The sequence below is a fragment of the Segnochrobactrum spirostomi genome (genome assembly GCF_009600605.1).
Lineage (GTDB): Bacteria > Pseudomonadota > Alphaproteobacteria > Rhizobiales > Segnochrobactraceae > Segnochrobactrum > Segnochrobactrum spirostomi.
Genome location: NZ_VWNA01000001.1, coordinates 359,637 through 374,097 on the forward strand (window position 1 = coordinate 359,637; position 14,461 = coordinate 374,097).

14 protein-coding genes are annotated in these 14,461 nt (G+C 67.7%); 3 read left to right on the top strand and 11 right to left on the bottom strand.

The features are described from left to right. Window positions 1–3 precede the first annotated feature (3 nt). Window positions 4–906: a methylenetetrahydrofolate reductase [NAD(P)H] gene (gene metF / locus F0357_RS01590; RefSeq protein ID WP_153478003.1), complete on the bottom strand. Its 903-nt coding sequence runs from the start codon at window positions 904–906 to the stop codon at window positions 4–6. Further along, the gene (locus tag F0357_RS01595; protein ID WP_312861407.1) at window positions 906–1,913 is read right to left on the bottom strand and encodes an ArsR/SmtB family transcription factor; all 1,008 of its coding nucleotides are present in this window, start codon (window positions 1,911–1,913) and stop codon (window positions 906–908) included. Before F0357_RS01595 ends, metF begins: the two co-directional genes overlap by 1 nt. Before the next feature lie 124 nt (window positions 1,914–2,037). Between F0357_RS01595 and F0357_RS01600 the strand changes: the two genes are divergently transcribed. Beyond that, a complete protein-coding gene (locus tag F0357_RS01600; protein WP_153478008.1) occupies window positions 2,038–2,613 on the top strand; it encodes an isochorismatase family protein in 576 nt (191 codons plus the stop codon). A gap of 143 nt (window positions 2,614–2,756) precedes the next feature. Further along, window positions 2,757–3,104: a hypothetical protein gene (locus tag F0357_RS01605; RefSeq protein ID WP_153478010.1), complete on the top strand. Its 348-nt coding sequence runs from the start codon at window positions 2,757–2,759 to the stop codon at window positions 3,102–3,104. A gap of 102 nt (window positions 3,105–3,206) precedes the next feature. Here the strand turns inward: F0357_RS01605 and F0357_RS01610 are convergent, their stop codons facing one another. Then, window positions 3,207–4,034, bottom strand: coding sequence for a MipA/OmpV family protein (locus F0357_RS01610; RefSeq protein ID WP_153478012.1), 828 nt, complete (start codon window positions 4,032–4,034; stop codon window positions 3,207–3,209). A gap of 256 nt (window positions 4,035–4,290) precedes the next feature. Between F0357_RS01610 and F0357_RS01615 the strand changes: the two genes are divergently transcribed. Beyond that, a complete protein-coding gene (locus F0357_RS01615; protein ID WP_208948162.1) occupies window positions 4,291–4,857 on the top strand; it encodes an HdeD family acid-resistance protein in 567 nt (188 codons plus the stop codon). A 21-nt stretch (window positions 4,858–4,878) separates the two neighbouring features. Here the strand turns inward: F0357_RS01615 and F0357_RS01620 are convergent, their stop codons facing one another. The 8 genes from F0357_RS01620 to F0357_RS01655 all read right to left on the bottom strand — a co-directional run bounded on the left by F0357_RS01620 (window position 4,879) and on the right by F0357_RS01655 (window position 14,407). After that, entirely contained in the window at window positions 4,879–5,493 is a 615-nt protein-coding gene (locus tag F0357_RS01620) for an MOSC domain-containing protein (protein ID WP_246161289.1), read from the bottom strand. A gap of 14 nt (window positions 5,494–5,507) precedes the next feature. Continuing rightward, entirely contained in the window at window positions 5,508–6,281 is a 774-nt protein-coding gene (gene tam, locus F0357_RS01625; protein ID WP_153478016.1) for a trans-aconitate 2-methyltransferase, read from the bottom strand. A gap of 80 nt (window positions 6,282–6,361) precedes the next feature. Next, entirely contained in the window at window positions 6,362–8,014 is a 1,653-nt protein-coding gene (gene ettA, locus F0357_RS01630) for an energy-dependent translational throttle protein EttA (RefSeq protein ID WP_153478018.1), read from the bottom strand. A 131-nt stretch (window positions 8,015–8,145) separates the two neighbouring features. Then, complete coding sequence (locus F0357_RS01635; protein WP_153478020.1) at window positions 8,146–10,545, bottom strand: putative bifunctional diguanylate cyclase/phosphodiesterase; 2,400 nt, start codon at window positions 10,543–10,545, stop codon at window positions 8,146–8,148. A gap of 298 nt (window positions 10,546–10,843) precedes the next feature. Continuing rightward, window positions 10,844–11,884 (bottom strand): glycosyltransferase, encoded by a 1,041-nt coding sequence (locus F0357_RS01640; protein ID WP_153478022.1) that lies wholly within the window; start codon window positions 11,882–11,884, stop codon window positions 10,844–10,846. A 166-nt stretch (window positions 11,885–12,050) separates the two neighbouring features. Then, window positions 12,051–12,338 carry a PTS sugar transporter subunit IIB gene (locus tag F0357_RS01645; protein ID WP_153478025.1) on the bottom strand — a complete coding sequence of 96 codons (288 nt, stop codon included), beginning with the start codon at window positions 12,336–12,338 and terminating at the stop codon, window positions 12,051–12,053. Between the two features lie 50 nt (window positions 12,339–12,388). Then, window positions 12,389–12,862: a PTS sugar transporter subunit IIA gene (locus tag F0357_RS01650; RefSeq protein ID WP_312861408.1), complete on the bottom strand. Its 474-nt coding sequence runs from the start codon at window positions 12,860–12,862 to the stop codon at window positions 12,389–12,391. A gap of 120 nt (window positions 12,863–12,982) precedes the next feature. Beyond that, a complete protein-coding gene (locus F0357_RS01655) occupies window positions 12,983–14,407 on the bottom strand; it encodes a PTS galactitol transporter subunit IIC (protein WP_153478028.1) in 1,425 nt (474 codons plus the stop codon). Window positions 14,408–14,461: the final 54 nt, after the last annotated feature.

Below are 14,461 nucleotides of genomic sequence, written 5' to 3' on the forward strand. Positions count from 1 at the left end.
GGGTCAGGCGGCCTCGGCGAGCGGCGTGGGCCGCAGGCCGAGGAGATGACAGATCGCGTAGACGAGGTCGGCGCGGTTCATCGTATAGAAATGGAAGTCCGTCACGCCGCGGTCCACCAGATCGAGCGCCTGCTCGGCGGCGACGGCGGCGGAGACGAGCTGGCGCGTCGCCGGATCGTGCTCGAGCCCCTCGAAGCGGTGGGCGATCCACGCCGGAACCGTCGCACCGGTGCGGGCCGCGAAGTTCTTCACCTGCGCGAGCCCGAGCACCGGCAGGATGCCGGGCAGGATCGGAATATCGATGCCCGCCGCCCGCACGCGCTCCACATAGGCGTCGTAGAGATCGTTGTCGAAGAAGAACTGGGTGATCGCCCGGGTCGCGCCGGCATCGACCTTGCGCTTGAGGATGTCGAGCTCGACGTCCCAGGTCGGGCTTTCCGGGTGGCGTTCCGGATAGGCGGACACTGAAATCTCGAAATCCCCAATCGCGCGGATGCCGCGGATGAGATCGGCGGTAAAGGCGTAGCCGTCCGGATGGGGCTCGTAGGCGTTGCCCGGCCCGGCCGCCGGATCGCCGCGCAGCGCCACGATGTGGCGCACGCCAACCTCGTGGTAGCCGCGCACCACGGTGTCGATTTCGGCGCGGCTCGCCGCAACGCAGGTCAGGTGCGCGGCGGGCTTCAAGTCGGTCTCGCGCAGGATGCGGGCGACGGTCGCGTGGGTGCGCTCCCGGGTCGAGCCGCCGGCGCCGTAGGTGACCGACACGAAGCTCGGGCGCAGCGGCGCGAGGCGCTCCACCGCGGTCCACAGATTGCGCTCCATCTCCTCCGTCTTCGGCGGGAAGAACTCGAACGAAACGGACACCGGCGCGCCGCCGGCGCGGCTCAAGCGGGGGGTCGGGGTCATCACACGGTCTCCAATCGCGTCGTGCCGGCCACGAGGATGCGGGGATCCTTCGCGAGCCACAGCGTAACAGTCAAAGCTTGCGGTGCGCCGTCCGGCGCGGCGAGGTCGACGACCCGCACCGTCTCGAGGCCGGCCTCCTCGCACCACGCACGGACCTGGTCGTGGGCGAAGCCGAGCCGGCGATGGGCGTGCTCGGCGCGCAGGAATTCGAGAGCGTGGGGGGCGAAATCGACGATCAGGAGCCGGCCGCCCGGCCGCAGCATCCGCGCCGCCTCGCCGACCGCGCGGCCTGGATCGTCCAGGAAGTGCAGCACCTGATGGATGGTGACGAGATCGAAGCGGTCCGCCGCCATGGTGAGCGAATAGACGTCGCCCTGGCGCACCTGCGCGCTCGCGATCCCGGCGCGCTCGAGATTGGCCCGCGCGACCGCAAGCATCGGCTGACTCGGATCGATCCCGACGGCGCTGCCGTAGAGGTCCTGAAAGAGCTCGAGGATACGCCCGGTGCCGGTGCCGATGTCGAGGAGCGAGCCGAACGGCCGGTCGCCGACCGCCTCGCGCATCGCCGCCTCGACGGCGGCCTCGGAGACGTGGAGCGAGCGTAGCCGATCCCAGGAGCCGGCGTTGGCGGCGAAATAGTTGGCCGCCGCCTCGGCGTGGGCGCGCTTGACCGCGTCGCAGCGCGCCCGGTCGCGCTCGAGCGGCAAGTCCGAGAAATCGAGCGCGGCGAGCAGGCTCGCGGCGAGCCCACCGTGCAGCGCCGGCTCGGCGAGGCGGTAATAGGCCCACGCCCCTTCCGGAAACCGCAGCACCAAGCCGGCTTCGACGAGCAGCTTCAGATGACGGGAGATGCGCGGCTGGCTCTGGCCCAGTATGGTGGTCAGGTCCTTCACCGTGAGGTCGCCCTCGGCGAGCAGCGCGAGGATGCGCAGGCGCGTGGATTCGCCCGCCGCCTTCAGCGTCGAGACGAGGGCGTCGAGCCCGACGGGGCGCGGTTGAACGTTCACGGTTTCACTCGGCGGTGCGGATATAAAGATATCTTTATCTCTCTCCGCACGATCGAGCAAGCCTATCCGTCAACGGCCCGCGAACCCTGCACCGGCCACTTCTCCCTCGAAAGGTTGCCTTCCGATGTTCACCGAGCCCGCCGCCCTCCTGCCCATCGACATGCAGCAGGCATTCGACGGCCCGCCGTGGCCGCGACGCTGGAACCGGCACGTCGACGAGAACGGTCTCGCCCTCCTCGCCGCATGGCGGGCGGCCGGCTGGCCCATCCTCCACGTTCGCCACGATTCGGTGGAGCCGAACTCGACCTTGCGTCCGGGCCTGCCCGGCAACGCCTTCCGGCCCGGCTTCTCCCCCGCCGAGGGCGAGCCGCTCGTCACCAAGAGCGTCAACGCCGCCTTCATCGGAACCGACCTCGATCTCAGGCTGCGTCGCCTCGGCGTTCACACCGTCGTCGCCTTCGGCATCTCGACCGACATGTGCGTTTCGACGAGCGTGCGCGTCGGCTCCAATCTCGGCTGGCGCATGATCCTCGCCGAAGACGCCTGCGATTGCTTCGATCTGCCGGCGGGTGACGAGGCCATCATCCCGGCCGAGACGATCCACCGCGCCCACGTCGCCACCCTCGCCTTCGAGTTCGCCACCGCCGCCACGACGGCCGCCGTGGTGGAGGCCGTGAAGCGAGCGAGCGGTCGCGCCTGACCCGTGTCGACGGATCGCCGCGCATAACATCTTCGCGCGGGCCGCGGCGCCCCTCACCGCGCGCTTGTCGGAAAGAAACCGTCGTGCTTCATTGAAGCGGGATGGATCGATTATTCCATAAGAACTTCATAAGGGAGATCAAGATGCGCGCGCAGATCGCAACGGCCCTCGCCCTGATCGTGATCGCCGGCTCGGCGAACGCTGCAGAACGTACCCGTTTCTGGAACCTGACGTCGAATACGATCGAGCAGCTTTATCTCTCGGCGCCCGGCCAGAACAAATACGGCGAGGATCTGTGCAAGCTCGACGACGACGGCAGCGTCGACCACGACGAGCGGCTGACGCTGAAGGGTGTCAGCACGGGCCATTACGACGTGAAGTTCGTCGATGCCAAGGGCCGCACCTGCGTCGTTCCGAACGTCGCGATCACCGCGGGCAAGGTGTTCACCATCGACGAGAAGGAACTCAAGGACTGCACCAAGGCGCAGTGAGCGCTGATCGTCGAAGACCCGCGTCCCGAAAGCCGGGGCACCGTTACGCGTCCGACCTCGGTGTGGGGCGGCGCCGGCCTGGCCGGCCCGCCCCGACCCCGATCAATAGCTGACGCCGAAGGTGTAGCTCAGCGTCACGCCGATCTGCGCCTGGTTCGGCGAGCCGAGATTCTTGACGATCGGGCTGTCGGCCGCGTCGCCCACCAGGCGCTCATATTTGCCGTAGACGCTCGTCGCCCAGTTGTCGTTGAACTTGTAGGCCGCCATCGCGAGGCCGCCGACCCCGGTGATGCCGCCGCCCGGATCGTAGGGCGTGACGAGCCCGTTGACGTCCGCCTCCTGCTGCGTCACGCCGAAATAGGTGTTCACGAACTTGGCGTCGCCGAAATCGACGCGCGGACCGATCGAGAAAGTCCACGGCTGCAATTTCTGCACCCAGTCGGCCTGAAACTCGCCGCTCCAGGCATAGTTGCCCTTGACGCCGTGCATCACGGCGATGCGGGTGCGCAATTGCTCGACCGGCCAGAATTCCGCGAAGCCGCCCGCCTCGATCGCCCAGGGAATGCTGTCGATGCCGTAGAGATTGTCTTCGGACGAATTGTAGCGGCCGGAGCGATATTGGCCGATGATGCCGACCTTGAATTGGCGGTTGCCGAACAGGGAGAGATTGAAACCGTCGTCGGGGGATTCGAAGTTCGCCGGCTGGTCGGCGCGGCGGAACTCGAACGACGGGAACGGCACCGCGCTGTAGGAACTCGCCCCGTAATAGACGGGGGACACCACGCCGTTGCCCTGGATCGTGACGACCCATTGGGTGGCCTTGTCGACCTCGGTGATCTGCTGCGCGAATGCGGGAGCGGATCCGACCGCTCCGAGGACGGCGATGCCGGCCGCCGCACCATAGAAATCCAAAGCGAGCCGTCGTCCCATCGATACACCTACGCGCTCAACACGACCGTCGTCCCGGACCGAATCATGGCCCGGGGGCGCCAGTTCTCTCGTCTCTGCGGGAGATCAGCACGCCGTGGGTAACAGATTGTAAATTCCGGACCGCCGCGCTGCGGTTCGCCGGTCGCCGTCGCCGGCAAGGTGGGACGTTTACGCCGCCGGTCGACCGATCCGATGTTCAGCTTTCGCTCCGTTCGGCTTAAGCTCCGCCGCGACGCTGACACGCACGGGGATGGACATGCCGATCGAACTCACGCCGGCCAAATTGAACGCGAAATTATCGGGCCTTCGCGACGCCTGGAAATGGTTCGTCGTGGCGGGCGCTGCGCTGACCGTGCTCGGCCTCGTCGCGCTCGGCAATCTCTTCGCCGCCACCCTCGCGGTGATGTTCCTCACCGGCATCCTGCTGATCGCCGCCGGCATCGTGCAGATCCTGCACGCCTTCCAGGCGCGCGGCTGGGGCAAGATCCTCTACTGGCTCGGAAGCGGCGTCATCTACGCGATCGCCGGCGGCATCGCGATCGAGAAGCCGGTGCTCGCCTCGGAGGTGTTCACGCTGATGCTCGGCGTCGTCGTGCTCGTCACCGGCGTGTTCCGCATCATCGCGGCGCTCGACGCGCGCCCCGCGCTCGGCTGGGGCTGGATGCTCGCGAGCGCGATCGTGACGACCCTGTTCGGCCTGCTGATCACCGCGCAGTGGCCGCTCAACACCGAGTGGCTGATCGGCCTCGTGCTCGGCGTCGATCTCGTCTTCCAGGGCGTCGCCTGGATCAGCTTCGGCCTCGCGATCCGCCGCCACGTCTGAGGCGGCGGACGGTCGTCCCGTTCAGGCCGGATAGATCCACTGCTCCGGCACCATGACCTTCACGACGTCGCCGGGCTTCACCTGCCCGGCGCGTTCGACCGAGGCGACGACGCCGCGCAGGCCCTTCGCCTCTTTCGGGAAGCCGAGCTCGATGTCGGGCCGGTCGGGGATGCGCCGCACGATGGCGCGCCCGGCGATCCGGCACGGGCCGTTCTGATCCTCGACATAGACGACGGCGCCGCTCGAGAAGAACAGCCGCGTGCCGCGCGGCAGCCACGACAGTCGCGGGATGCCCTCGAACACGATGTTGCCGCCGATCCAGCCGGCGGCGGTGTCGGCGACGTTGAGGCGGCGCGAAATCTCGGCGAGATCCTCGACGGAGAGAAGCGAGAGCTGCCGGTCGTTGCGAACCGACGTTCCGCGCGGATGCCAAGGCTCCCGGCTCGACGAGGCGCGGACGAAGCCGTGATGGCGGTCGCCGGCGACGCCTTCGAGACCGAGATCGAGGAACTCGACGGGCTGCGTGTCGAAATCCGCGGGGTCCGTGGTGGCAAGCACGCCGACGACCCGTCCCTCGAACTTGCGCCCAGAGACGACCGCGATCTCCGGCTCGAACAACATCGGCTGCTGGTTCATCTCGACTTGTCCCCTCAGAGGCGTTCGGCAACGACGAAAAGACGCGGAAAGCGCAATAGCACCTTGCCGTCCACGCGCGGCGGATAGGCCTCGGCGATCCGAGCCTCGTAGGCCACAAGGTAGGCCGCCCGCTCCGCCCCGCCAAGCGGATCGATGAACGGCCTCAGGCCGGTGCCCTTGACCCATTCGACGATCGCCGCCGCGTCGTCGAGCACGTGGTTGTAAATCGTGTGCCAGACATCGACCGACCGGGCGATCGGCTTCAGCCGATCATAATAGGCCTCCGGAGACGGCAAGCGCGGCCGGCGCCGCACGTGACCGGCGGCCGCGCTCCAGGGCCCGTCCGCGCGCACCACCTCTTCCATCAGGCGGTGGGTCGGCTCGTCGGTATTGTCGGGCATCTGCACGGCGAGCACCGCCCCGCTCGGCAGCGCCTCGAAGATGCGGCGTAGCTCGGCGAGGTGGTCCGGCACCCATTGGAAGATTGCGTTGGCGAACACGACGTCGGTTTCGGGCGACGGCGTCCAGCTCGTCGCGTCCGCCGCGAAGAAATGCGCCGCCGGCAGGCGCGCGCGGGCCGCTTCGAGCATGTTCGCGGAGGTGTCGAACCCTTCGATCGCCGCGGCCGGGAACCGCTCGGCGAGGAGTTCCGTCGAATTGCCCGGGCCGCAGCCGATATCGACCACGCGCCGCGGCGCCGCGACGACGACCCGGCGCAGCAAGTCCGCCGCCGGCCGGGTCCGATCGTCTTCGAACTTCAGATATTGGGCCGAGGACCAATCCGCCATGCTCGTCTCCATCATGTCCGACGCCCGCTCGGGGCGGCCGCCGGCCACAGGGATGCGAGGGCCGGCTCGGCCCGCCCGCCTCAGCGGGTCAGGCGCTTGTACTTGATGCGCTTCGGCAGCACCGAATCCGGGCCGAGACGGCGCTTCTTGTCCTCTTCGTAGGCCTCGAAGTTGCCTTCGAACCATTCGACGTGCGCCTCGCCCTCGAAGGCGAGGATGTGCGTCGCGAGACGGTCGAGGAACATGCGATCATGGCTGATGACCACGGCGCAGCCGGCGAAATCCTCGAGCGCGTCTTCGAGGGCGGCGAGGGTTTCGGTGTCGAGGTCGTTGGTCGGTTCGTCGAGGAGCAGCACGTTCGAGCCGGACTTCAGCATCTTGGCGAGATGCACCCGGTTGCGCTGACCGCCGGAGAGCGAGCCCACCTTCTGCTGCTGGTCGCCGCCCTTGAAGTTGAAAGCGCCGACATAAGCGCGGGAGTTCATCTCGCGCTTGCCGAGGGTGATGACCTCGTTGCCGCCGGAGATTTCCTCCCAGACGGTCTTGTTCGGATCGAGGGCGTCGCGCGACTGATCGACATAGCCGAGATCGACGGTGTCGCCGAGGCGGATCGCGCCGGAATCGGGCTGTTCCTGGCCGGTGATCATCTTGAACAGCGTCGACTTACCGGCGCCGTTCGGGCCGATGACGCCGACGATGCCGCCCGGCGGCAGCTTGAAGGAGAGCCCTTCGATGAGGAGCCGGTCGCCGTAGGCCTTGGCGAGGTTGTCGACCTCGATCACCGTGTCGCCGAGCCGCTCGCCCGGCGGAATGACGATCTGGGCAGCGCCCGGCGCGCGGTCGAGGTTGCGCTTGAGCAGTTCGTCGTAAGCCTGGATACGGGCTTTGGATTTCGTCTGGCGGGCCTTGGGGCTTGCCTGGATCCATTCACGCTCGCGGGTGATCGCGCGCTGGCGGGCAGCCTCCTCGCGGCCCTCCTGCTCGAGGCGCTTCGCCTTCTTCTCGAGGTAGACCGAATAATTGCCCTCGTAGGGAATGCCGTGTCCGCGGTCGAGCTCGAGAATCCAGCCGGTCACGTTGTCGAGGAAGTAGCGATCGTGGGTGACGATCAGAATCGCCCCCGGATATTCGCGCAGGTGGTTTTCCAGCCAATGCACCGTCTCGGCGTCGAGATGGTTGGTCGGCTCGTCGAGCAGGAGCAGTTCGGGCTGCCACAGCAGGAGCTTGCAGAGGGCGACGCGGCGCTTCTCGCCGCCCGAGAGCGGGCCGACATCGGCATCGCTCGGCGGGCACCCGAGGGCGTCCATCGCCTGCTCGACCTGGGATTCGAGGTCCCACAGGTTCTGCGCGTCGATCTTGTCCTGGAGCGCCGCCATCTCGTCGGCGGTCTCCTCGGAATAGTTCATCGCGAGTTCGTTGTAGCGGTCGAGCACCGCCTTCTTCTCGGCGACGCCCTCCATGACGTTCTCGATCACGGTCTTGGTCGGATCGAGCTGCGGCTCCTGGGGCAGATAGCCGACGCGGGCGCCGTCCGCCGCCCAGGCCTCGCCGGTGAACTCCTTGTCGGTGCCCGCCATGATGCGCAGCAGGGTCGACTTACCCGAGCCGTTCGGGCCGAGCACGCCGATCTTGGCGTCCGGGTAGAACGACAGATGGACGTTGTCGAGCACCTTCTTGCCGCCGGCATAGGACTTCGAGAGGCCGTGCATGTGGTAGATGAACTGGCGCGCCATTGCGGTCCTGAACTCGTCGAGACGGGATGGGAGAATTTGCGCCCGTACTTAAGCCATCGCCGCGGCGCGGGCAACGCCGCCGACGCGGCGCACCCGGGCCACCCAGTTGGGAGAGCGGCTTCGAGCGGCCCTTAGTGGACGAGCCCGACGCAGGCTTCGGCGGGTTGCGGGCGGCCGAACAGGTAGCCTTGGGCATAGGAGCAGCCGCAGCCGCGCAGAAATCCGGCCTGCGCCTCCGTCTCGACTCCTTCCGCCACGACCTCCATGCCGAGATTGGTCGCGAGCGCCACGATGGCGCGGACGATCGCCGCGTCCGCCGATTTCTCGGTAATGCCGGACACGAAGGAGCGGTCGATCTTGATGCGGTCGACCGGCAGGCGGGTCAGGTGCGTCAGCGACGCATGGCCGGTGCCGAAATCGTCGAGCACGATCGCCATCCCGTTCGCCCGGAACGCGGAGAGCAGGTTGGAGATCTCGCGGGTGTGGCGCCCAATGGTGACGGTCTCGGTGACCTCGAGTTCCAGCCGGTCGGGCCTGAGCCCGGCCTCGCGGATGGTTTCGAGCACCTTCTGCAACGCGCCGTCGTCGCGCACCTGACCACCGCCGAGATTGATGGCGATACGCCCGGGATCGATCCCGGAATCGAGCCACGCCCGGGCCTGCCGCGCGGCGATGCGCAGGACCTCGGCGCCGAGTTCCCCGATCAGACCCGCTTGCTCGAGGATCGGAATGAAGCGGTCCGGCATCAGGAGCCCGCGGGACGGGCTGCGCCAGCGCACCAGCGCCTCGAAGCCGACATGGGCGCGCGTCGCGAGGGCGACGATCGGCTGATAGTGGACCTCGATCTCGCCCCGCTCGATCGCGGCCGGCAATTGCTCGATGACCCAACTGCGTTCGTCGGCCTCCTCGCGCATCGACGGCGCGAACTGCCGGTGCCCGGCACCACCGTCGAGCTTGACCGCCTCGGTCGCCAGGTTGGCGTGACGCAGCACGTCTTCCGATCTGGTGCCATCCTGCGGCCAGCGTGCGATGCCGATGCTGACGCCCATCCGCACCCGGCCTTCGTCGAGATCGATCGGAGCGGCGATCGCCTCCTGCAGCTCGCGGGCGAGCATCCGGGCGAAGTCGGCGTTGGTGAGCCCGGGCACGACCAGCGCGAACTTGTCGCCGCCGATCCGCGCCGCGCTGCCGCCCTGCCCGACGGCACGGGCAAGCCGCGCGCCCACTTCCTTGAGCACGGAGTCGCCGGCGGCGTGGCCGCGCGTGTCGTTGATCTCCTTGAAGCTGTCGAGATCGAGCACCAAAAGCGTGCCGCCGGTCGCACTCGTGCGCCGCATCGTGCCCTTGAGCGCCTCGCCGAACGCCACCCGGTTCGCGAGGCCGGTGACGCCGTCCCACAAAGCGAGCCGCTCGATACGCTCCCGAGCCCTCGCCTCCTCGGTGACATCGCGCGCCACCATACGCGCAGCGATCACGACCCCGTCGTGGCCGTGTTCCGGCGCGCAACGGTGCCAGAGATGGCGCACCTCTCCATTGCGCAGGATCAGGCGGTGGACCCACTCCGTCGTCTCACCGCTCTCGATCGCACGGCGGATATTGTCGAGCATGGGCGCGAGGTCGGCCGGATGGACCAGTTCGCAAAGCCGCTCGAAGCTGATCGTCGCCTCGTCGAGGCCGTGGATCTCGGCGATGGTCGGCGACAGCTCGCAATGGCCGGAGCCGATGTCGAAGCGCCAATCCCCGAGCCGGGCGATGTCCTGAACTTGGCGGAGCTGGCGCTCGCGCTCGCGCAGCCGGGTTTCCGTCGCCTTGAGGTCGGAAACGTCCCGCTCGCACACGATCACGTTGTGCGCGTTCGAGATCGGATCGGTCACGCGCGTTCCGTCTATCGCGTGCCAGACGACGCCTTGATCCGTCACGACCTCGAACACGTCCGACGCGACGCCCACTTCGAGAATCGCGTTCCAGAATGCGGCACCGGACTCGCGATCGACGAACCGGTCGAGAAAGCGGTGTTCCGCCGACGCGAACATCTCCTCCGCGGCCGGATTGCGGAACAGGACGAGACCGTCGAGGTCGTACGATGTCGTCGGCATGGCGGTGTGATGAAGGGCTTCGGCGCCCCGGGGAGGTCCACCGGCCGGAAGCGCGGCGTGGCCGATGGTCAGGATGCCGAGCCGGCCCGGCTCGATCCATACCGGGCGCATGACCACGTCGAGATTGGTCGCCCTACCCCGCGGATAGAACGTCCAGCGCAGCGAGGCCGCCTTGCCCTCTATGCCGTCGCGAACGACCCCGCACAGCCTTGCGACGACGCCGGGAGCAAGCGGCGTCAATATCTGCGTTTGCAGATCATCGAGATCGCGCGCGCCCCAGAAGGCGAAGCCGGCCGCGTTCGCATAGATATGGCTGATCCGCGCGAGATCGAGCACCCAAACGGGTTGCGGCACGAGGTCGAACCCCGCTGCCACGAACGCAGGCACGGCATCGGCGTTCGCCGCCGCCTCGATGGCAATGTCGGCCAAATCCATCGAGACCCCAACTCCCCGCCGGCCCTTCCGAGACTCCGCCGGCACGCGAAACCCTAAACTGCCCCTACATCACGATAAGCATATGAATTTTGAATAAAAGCCACCTCTCAAAGATTCCAGATAGCCTGTCGAAGTCGGTCATCGGGTCAAGCGTACAAAGCATCGCTTTCGCTGCCGATAGATCGCCGGAGCGCGCGGTTTCCCATAAAGTTGAAGCCGGGCGCACGCCCGTAGAAAAGAGGATCACCGCGGCCATTGGAGGAAGCGCGGCAATCGAGGCCGCGCCGTCGCAGCCGAATCAGGCGCCGTGCGACGTACGCACCGGTGAAAGCCACTCCAAATTGTGGAACCCATCAAAATCCCGCAGATAATCTCCTTGCGGTCGCAGCGCGAAGAGGAAATCCAGGAAGGCAGCGAAGTCCGCCCCGGCGTCGAACGTGACGGCGGCGGCACGGGCGCGAGCCGCCAGGACTTCGGCAGCCGCTTCATCTTGCCAGAGGCGCCGCAGCGTCGCGTTCCAGGCTGCATCGTCCTCGGGATCGAGGTGAATCGCCGCCCCCCACGTCGCATCGATGAGGCCGCCGCGGGTCGAGGCGATCACGGGCAAGCCGTTAAGCACCGCCTCACGTGCAACCCGCCCGAACGCCTCGGGGAACAGGCTCGGCACGAGAACGATCCGTGCGGACGCATAGAAGCGGCGCATATCCGACAACGTGGGCAACAAGGAGAGGTTCGGGAGGTCGAGCGCCACGCCGTCCTCCTCGGGGGCATACCAGCCGCGCACCGCAAGAAAAGGAATATCCGGGTTGGCGGCGACGAGGCGGCTGAACAAGTGCCCGCCCTTCGCGCGGATCGGATTGACCATCGCGACGTGGGAGGGCGCTGGCGCTTGCGCGCGAACGCGGTCGGGCTCGATGAGCGGATGCAGGAGATGACGCGCCTTGCCCAAGAGGAAAGGATAGGCGGCCGTCAGGGTCTCCGCATTCCAGCGTGAATTGAAGACGATGCCGTCGAAGTGGCCGCAGAGATCGCCGACACAGGAGAAGAAGCAGACGGGGATGCCCGCCGCGACGGCGATCGGTCCGCAAAGGTGGGACCAATCCATCTGCGTCAGGATGCGATCGGGGCGCCGTCGGGCGATCTCGGCGGAAAAGGCGTCGGCCTCGAAGGCGGCGACCTCGATGCGCTCGAGCCAGGGTTCGCCGAGATGAGGCTTCGGACGGGTGTAGATCGCGGTGTCGTGACCGGCGAGCGCCAGGCGGCGCAGCACCGCGTGGAGGCTGATCTCCGAGCCCCCGGGCGCCGGCACGAAACGCTCCGCCACCGCCAGCACGCGCATGTGTCAGCCCCCCGCCGCGCCGGATCGTCCCCGCGCTCAACCCGCTCCGTTCGGGTTAAAGTAGGGCTTCGCTCGGAAACGGCCAGCCGGCTAAGAAGCCGGCTCGCGGGGTCGTGTCCGAGGCGGGCGCGGACGCCCGTCTCGCAATCGCATGTCCAGGCGCGCCTCAGGCGCGCAGATGGCGCTCGATCTGGGCGATGACGTCTTCCTTGCCAATGCCGGTCAGGAAGGCGAGCGTGGTGATCACCGGCTTCTTGAGGCCCGGCGGCACCGGCGTCGTGGAGACGACGAGATCGACGTCGTCGATGAGGCTCGGCACCTCGGTCGCCTTGCACTGCCGGATCGAGACCGCGATGCCGCGGGCCTTCATCTCCTCCTCGATCGCATTGGCGACCACGGTGGAGGTCGCCACGGCGGTACCGCACGCGACGAGAACGACTTTCGGACTGGCCATGGCTTTCCTTCTCGCTTCAGGTTTGTGGGCGCGGGATCGTTACGCGATCCTCAGGCGAACGAGGTCTGGTCGAGCGCCGCCCAAACCTCGTCCACGGTGCGGGCACCGGCAAGGGCCTCGACGGCGCCCGGCCGCTGGATGGTCTCGGCAATCTGCTGGAGCATCTCGATCTGCCGCTTGCGCTCGTTGAGCGCCATCAGGAAGACGACGCGGACCGGCAGCTTCTCGTCCGGATCCTCCATGTTGGAGAACACGACGGGCGTGTCGAACGTCGCAAGGGCAAGAGACGGCGCGATCACATGCTCGGGATCGGTGTGCGGCACCGCGACGTTGAAGGCGGTGCCGAGCGGCAGTCCGGTCGGCATCGTCGCCTCGCGGGCGATGACCGCCTCGACGAAGCTCGGATGCACACGGCCGAGCGCCTGGAGTTTGCCGCCGAGGAGGCGGATCACCGCCTCCGGCGTGTCGGCCTCGGCCCTCAGGACGATCGCCTGGGGATCGAGGAATCGGGAGAACGTGCTCACGGGAATCTCTCCTCAAGGAGGCCGCCGGGGGCGCTCGCTCCATCGCGGGGCGGGCTCTTTCGGGCGGCCGTCTCGGCGCAGGGCACCGCCCGACCAAAGCCGGGGCGGTGCGCGCGGGGATCACTCGGCCGGAACGGTCCGGCCGCCGGTGACGGTCGCCTCCGGCTCGGCACCCGCGGCGTGTTCCCACGCCCGGGTGTTGCGGCGGAAGCCCCAGAAGGCGGCCGCGATGAGGACCAGGATCACGCCGAGACCGGCGATGCCGAGGCCCTGCACGAGTTGCACGACGACGTAGCTGATCCACAGGAAGCCATCGACGACGCTGGTGATCTGCACCGCGTTCGCCGGCAGCTTGAAGCCGGCCCCGACCGCCGCCGAGGTGAAGAGCGGCGCGAGCGCGTTCGCCACATAGAAGCCGACGGCGAGAGTCACCGCCCCGACGATGACCATGCGGAACACGTTGCCGTTCAGGACCGGCGCCGCCATGGCGACGAGGAACGGGATCACCGCGAGGTCGGCGAACAGGATCACGCGATTGCCGGGCAGCACCACCGACAGCAGGATCGCGATCGGCACCAGGATCAGCGCGCTCGAGATCGCGGCCGGGTGGCCGATCAGGATCGCGGAATCGAGGCCGACCAGGATTTCGCGGTCACCGGCGCGGCGCTTGACGAAGTCGCGCGCGGCTTCCGACACCGGGATCAGGCCCTCCATGAGGATCTTCACCATGCGCGGCAGGATCAGCATGACGGCGGCGAGGTTCATGCCGGTCTGGAGCACCTTCGTGACCACCACCTCAATGCCGCCGGCGTTGTAGTAGCCGATGAGGCCGAGCACGAGGCCGATGACGAGGCCGAGCACGACCGGCTCGCCGAGCACGCCGAAGCGGCGCTGGATGGTGTCGGTCGAGATCTCGATCTTGTTGATGCCCGGGATGCGCTCGATCACCCAATTGATGGCGATCGCGATCGGCATGATCTGCGCCGAGGCGAGATGGGGCACCGAGACGCCCGGCACGCCGTAGAATTTCTGCACCGCCTTGGCCGACCAATCGGCGAAGAGGAGCGCCAGCGCCGCCATCAGGGCCGCGGTGACGATGCCGTAGGTCAGGCTGTTGGTCGCCGCGACGACGAGCGAGCCGATGAAGGCGAAGTGCCAGAAGTTCCAGACGTCGACGTTGAGGGTGCGGGTCAGGCCCGTCAGCAGCAGCGCGACGTTGACGATGATGGCGACCGGGATGACCCAGAGGCCGACCGACGAGCCGAAGGCGATCGCCGCCGCCGACGGCCAACCCACGTCGACGATGTCGCGCTGGATGCCGGTGTTCTTCACGATCGCCTGCGCCACGTCGGCGAGGCTCGTGAACATCAGGCCGAGCACCAGATTGATGCCGATGAAAGCGACGCCGATCGTCACGCCGGCGCGGAACGCGCGGCCCGGCTTGGCGCCGAGCACGAGGCCGATCACGAAGATCACGATCGGCAACAGGACCGTCGCGCCGAGCGAATCGACGACGGCCTTCAACCCTTGAAGGAATGCATCCATTTCCGTCCCTCCCGCGGCCGCCCCGAGGCCCCGCGATTGCTGTCATTCGGCTTC

Excerpts from the sequence above, each read along its gene's own strand:
- metF (WP_153478003.1), bottom strand. The coding sequence starts at position 906 with ATGACCCCGACCCCCCGCTTGAGCCGCGCCGGCGGCGCGCCGGTGTCC.
- F0357_RS01600 (WP_153478008.1), top strand. The coding sequence starts at position 2,038 with ATGTTCACCGAGCCCGCCGCCCTCCTGCCCATCGACATGCAGCAGGCA.
- F0357_RS01605 (WP_153478010.1), top strand. The coding sequence starts at position 2,757 with ATGCGCGCGCAGATCGCAACGGCCCTCGCCCTGATCGTGATCGCCGGC.
- F0357_RS01610 (WP_153478012.1), bottom strand. The coding sequence starts at position 4,034 with ATGGGACGACGGCTCGCTTTGGATTTCTATGGTGCGGCGGCCGGCATC.
- F0357_RS01615 (WP_208948162.1), top strand. The coding sequence starts at position 4,291 with ATGCCGATCGAACTCACGCCGGCCAAATTGAACGCGAAATTATCGGGC.
- F0357_RS01620 (WP_246161289.1), bottom strand. The coding sequence starts at position 5,493 with ATGAACCAGCAGCCGATGTTGTTCGAGCCGGAGATCGCGGTCGTCTCT.
- tam (WP_153478016.1), bottom strand. The coding sequence starts at position 6,281 with ATGGCGGATTGGTCCTCGGCCCAATATCTGAAGTTCGAAGACGATCGG.
- ettA (WP_153478018.1), bottom strand. The coding sequence starts at position 8,014 with ATGGCGCGCCAGTTCATCTACCACATGCACGGCCTCTCGAAGTCCTAT.
- F0357_RS01635 (WP_153478020.1), bottom strand. The coding sequence starts at position 10,545 with ATGGATTTGGCCGACATTGCCATCGAGGCGGCGGCGAACGCCGATGCC.
- F0357_RS01640 (WP_153478022.1), bottom strand. The coding sequence starts at position 11,884 with ATGCGCGTGCTGGCGGTGGCGGAGCGTTTCGTGCCGGCGCCCGGGGGC.
- F0357_RS01645 (WP_153478025.1), bottom strand. The coding sequence starts at position 12,338 with ATGGCCAGTCCGAAAGTCGTTCTCGTCGCGTGCGGTACCGCCGTGGCG.
- F0357_RS01655 (WP_153478028.1), bottom strand. The coding sequence starts at position 14,407 with ATGGATGCATTCCTTCAAGGGTTGAAGGCCGTCGTCGATTCGCTCGGC.